Below are 3,939 nucleotides of genomic sequence, written 5' to 3'. Positions count from 1 at the left end.
CTGATATCTATTGTGACCCCTACTCCGAATCCTATTAGATCCACGCCGGAGCCGAATCCTATTAGATCCACGCCGGAGCCGAATCCTATTAGCGCCACGCTGGCGCCGAATCCTATTAGATCCACGCCGGCGCCACGCTTGACTATCGCAACCGATAACGTCTACTCCTTGCCGTCGCTCACAAGCAGCGTCATAGGAAAGTTGAGAGATTCGACGGTCTACATATCCTGCACAGTTCAAGGAGAAGTGGTATCCGACTCCAACGGAAATTCGAGCAGTCTCTGGGACAAGGTTGGCGATGGTTATGCTCCTGATATCTTTATATATACTGGCACAAATCAGCCTGTCGCACCGAACTGCTTCATTAATTCCTGATGCGATAAAGAAACAGGGTTTTCATAGTTCGTTCACTCATGCTGTCCACCGGTACTCGCCTCGATATGTGACGCGATGACACCAACGTACCCGTCCGTCGCCGGCCACCAGAGCTGCCGCGCCGTTTCCGCTCCTCGGCGCTGGCGCGCCTGCGGTGCGGGTCGGCTTGCTGCCGGACATGATGGCGATCTTGTGCCGTGCCATTCGCGTGCCGGTAGCACCGGTCGGCGTTTGGCCCCAGCGGTCGGCAGCGGCCTGTCCGGTCGATGCCCTTGTAATAGGTCGATCGTGTCACGGCTAATCTTGCCAAACTGATCGTAGCGACTACACTGTAGTCGCATGACGAGGAAGGCTCCGACGCCGGTGCGGTTTGAGGCCACCGTGGCCGTACGCCTGCAGGCGTACGTGGCGACGCATCCGGGTCTTTCGCTGTCTTCAGCGGCGAACCGGCTGGTGGATGAAGGGCTGCGGACCACGGAACATCCTGGCATCACTTTCAGGGAGGGGTCGACGGGACGGCGGGCGGGTCTGGTCGGTGGGCCTGACATCTGGGAGGTCGTGCGAGCGGTCCGGTCCGCCCGGGCAGCCGAGCCGGAGCTGGCTGAGCACGCGCTGTTGTCCATGGTTGCGGACAACAGCGGTCTGCCGCTACGGCTGCTCCGCACGGCGCTGCGGTATTGGGCGGCCTACCCGGACGATGTCGACGCTGAGATCACCGCGGCTGATGATGCCGAGCAGGCGGCCGAGCGGGCTTGGCGGCGCGAGCAGGACCTGCTGGCCGGATGAGCAGCCCTCTCCTGCTCGACGAGATGCTCGGGGAGCGGATAGCGGCCCAACTTGTCGGGAGGGGGCACGACGTCCTGTCCGTTGTCTCCGATTTTTCGCTGATCTCGTTGCCTGATGACCAGGTGCTGGCGGAGGCTGCGCGTCAAGGACGCGCGCTGGTTACGCTCAACATCAAGGATTTTCTGCCGCTCGATGCCCAATACCGGGCTGGTGGACGCTCACACGCCGGTCTCGTTCTCATCGCGACCAAATCCTTTCCACCGGACCGCGGCTTTGTCGGTGCTGTGGTGAGCGCACTCGACAAGTTGCTCCAGGAGCCAGGTGCCATCATTCCTGATCAGGTCGTGTTTCTACGACGCTGATCGCTGCCGCCCTACTATTCGTGGGCGAATCCATGTGGTCAGCGCGTCAGGGCGCCTTTTCATGTGACCGTGAGTGACCCGGCGGACGCGAGTGCGCCTCTGGCGGACGCCGGCTACGCCGAAGATCATCGTATGTTTGTCGTTGTGTACGCTTATTCGGCTAAAAATCGTACATAACGACAAGCATATGCCGATCATGGTCTATGGATGGCCGATCTGCGGAGAGAGATCGACGAGGCGCTGGTCCGTCTTCGTGAACGGAGTTGTCAGGTATTCCACTCGGGTGCGCATTACGTGACGGTCATGGTGCACAGGGTGATGGTACCGTGCCCGATCAGGTTGCAGAGACAGATCGTCCGGGCCGTCTACGACCCGTGGGAGCACGGGTTGGCGCGAGCGAGGAGCAGAGCGACGTCGTCGTCGAACCCGTTGCCTCGGTCGATGAGACGCAGCAAGCGGTTGGCGGTAGTCGGCAGGTCGGCGGTGGTGGGCAGGTCAGCGGCGTCGGCCAGGGTGTCCAGTAGACGTTGGCAGCCGTCGCCGATGGCGACCGTGGGGGATTCGACGAGCCCATCAGTGTACAGCGCGAGGGTGGAGCCGGCAGGGAACCGGCAGCGGGTTTCGGTGAGCTTCTGGTCGCCGACGCCGAGCATGATGCCGTGGGTGTCACCGATGAGTTCGACGGTTCCGTCGGGGTGGCGCAGCGCTGGGGGGAGATGACCGGCGTTGGCAAAGGTCACGGTCTCGGTGGCGGCTTCCCAGCTCACGTAGAGCACACTGGCGAGGGCGCCGTCGGGACCGGTCCCGAGAGTCTGGGTGACGGCGTCAAGCTCGGTCAGAACGTCGGCGGGAGGCAGGCCGAGACCGGCGAGGACACGCGTTGCGGTACGGAGCTGCCCCATGACGGCGGCGGCGCCCAGACCGCGGCCCATTACGTCCCCGATGACCAAGGCTATGCGGCCGGTCGGCAGCGCAATGACGTCGAACCAGTCGCCGCCCGCTTCGGTGCCGACGGTGCCGGGTTGGTAGCGCCATGTCAGTTCCAGGCCCTCCACCGCCGGGAGGTCCCGGGGCAGCAGAGCGCGTTGCAGCATTAGGGCGGCGCTCTGCTGTCGCGTGAAGGCGCGCGCGTTGGCGATCGCGCTGGCGATCCGGTTCCCCAGCTCCGCCGCGGTGCGTACATCCTGGTCCCGGTAGGGGCGCGATGCCGTGACGGCGAACCCGAGGCTCCCGTGATAGTCACCACCGACCAGTAGCGGTACGCAGATCGCGGATTGGAGCTGGAAGTGCCGTAGCAGTGTGATTACCAGCAGTGTGGCATCGGATGCGAACGGTGCATCATCAACGTCGACGCGGACCGGCTGGCGGGTGGCGAACGCCACCTGATGCGGTTGCCCCTTCGCCATTTTGATCACTTTGCCCTGCTCCGGAAGCTGCTGACCAGGGGGTGGCGGCGGCAGATCGGGGGCGTGCGCCCACACAGCACGGCGAAGTTGCAGCGGGTGGGGGTCGGCGTCGGCTCCGTACGGTTCGTCCGCCAGGTACAGCTCACAGACGTCGGCGAACTCCGGAACGACGAGTTCGACCATTGCCTGTAACGTCGCCTGCACGTCCAGCGAGGTGCCGAGCAGACCGCTTGCCCGACCCAGCAGTTGTAGGCGCCGCTCCACAATGTCGTATTCGGCCACTGCGCGGCTTTGTTCCGTCACGTCCACCGCTGCTATCCCGACCGCGACCGTGGCCCCGCTGGAGTCGTGCAGAGGGAAGCGGGAGATCCGCCAGACACGGTGGTCCGCCGGGTCCGCCGGGGTCGCGCCGGCAACCTCCCCATTGATGATCGCTTCACCGGTTGCCAGTACCTGGCGGTCCATCTCCCAACCGCCGGGGTCCATGTGCGGCAGCAGATCCGGGCTAGGCTGGCCGATCATCTCCTGAGGGGTCAGGCCGGCAGCTGCGGCAGCGAGGTGGTTCACCGCGCGGAACCGCAGCTCGCGATCAACGATGCTCAGTATCATCGGCGCCACGTCGAACAGCTGCGAACTGAGTAGCACGTCTTCCCACGGCTTGGATGTCGGCAGGCTCCGCGGGTCGGGCGGCGGGTCGGGCGACGGGTCAGGAGAGGGAAAAGGAAGGCTGCCCGCCGCGTCCGGCCACTGGGGTGGCGGCGTTGGATTCATGTTGGGACCAGTCCTGCCGTGGCCGTGGCCGTGGCCGTGAGCGATGCCGATCGTCGCCGAAGGCTCGGATGAATAGGGATGGGTACAAGTCTGGGGCCGGACTACCAGATCCGCGAGCCGGAACCCGTCAGGCAGCTCGCGTCGGGCTCCGTCAGCCGGCGCACGATCCGTGCCGGATAGATCGTGGAGAGATCCGATGCAGATGATCTCTTAATTCTCGGGCGGTTCCCGGGCGGGGC

Annotated in this window: 3 protein-coding genes; 2 read left to right on the top strand and 1 reads right to left on the bottom strand. The window is 64.4% G+C overall.

Annotated features, from left to right (window positions below; genetic code table 11):
- Positions 1-738 precede the first annotated feature (738 nt).
- Positions 739-1,161, top strand: coding sequence for a hypothetical protein (locus U9980_RS22575; protein WP_322769770.1), 423 nt, complete (start codon positions 739-741; stop codon positions 1,159-1,161).
- Positions 1,158-1,523, top strand: a complete 366-nt coding sequence (locus U9980_RS22570) for a DUF5615 family PIN-like protein (RefSeq protein WP_322769769.1) — start codon at positions 1,158-1,160, stop codon at positions 1,521-1,523. The genes U9980_RS22575 and U9980_RS22570 overlap by 4 nt, the downstream gene beginning before the upstream one ends.
- A 365-nt stretch (positions 1,524-1,888) precedes the next feature.
- Here the strand turns inward: U9980_RS22570 and U9980_RS22565 are convergent, their stop codons facing one another.
- Positions 1,889-3,700 carry a SpoIIE family protein phosphatase gene (locus tag U9980_RS22565; RefSeq protein WP_322769768.1) on the bottom strand — a complete coding sequence of 604 codons (1,812 nt, stop codon included), beginning with the start codon at positions 3,698-3,700 and terminating at the stop codon, positions 1,889-1,891.
- Positions 3,701-3,939: the final 239 nt, after the last annotated feature.

It is taken from the genome of Protofrankia sp. Cr1 (assembly GCF_963555865.1).
GTDB lineage: Bacteria > Actinomycetota > Actinomycetes > Frankiales > Frankiaceae > Protofrankia.
This window is presented reverse-complemented; position numbering and strand designations above follow the sequence as displayed.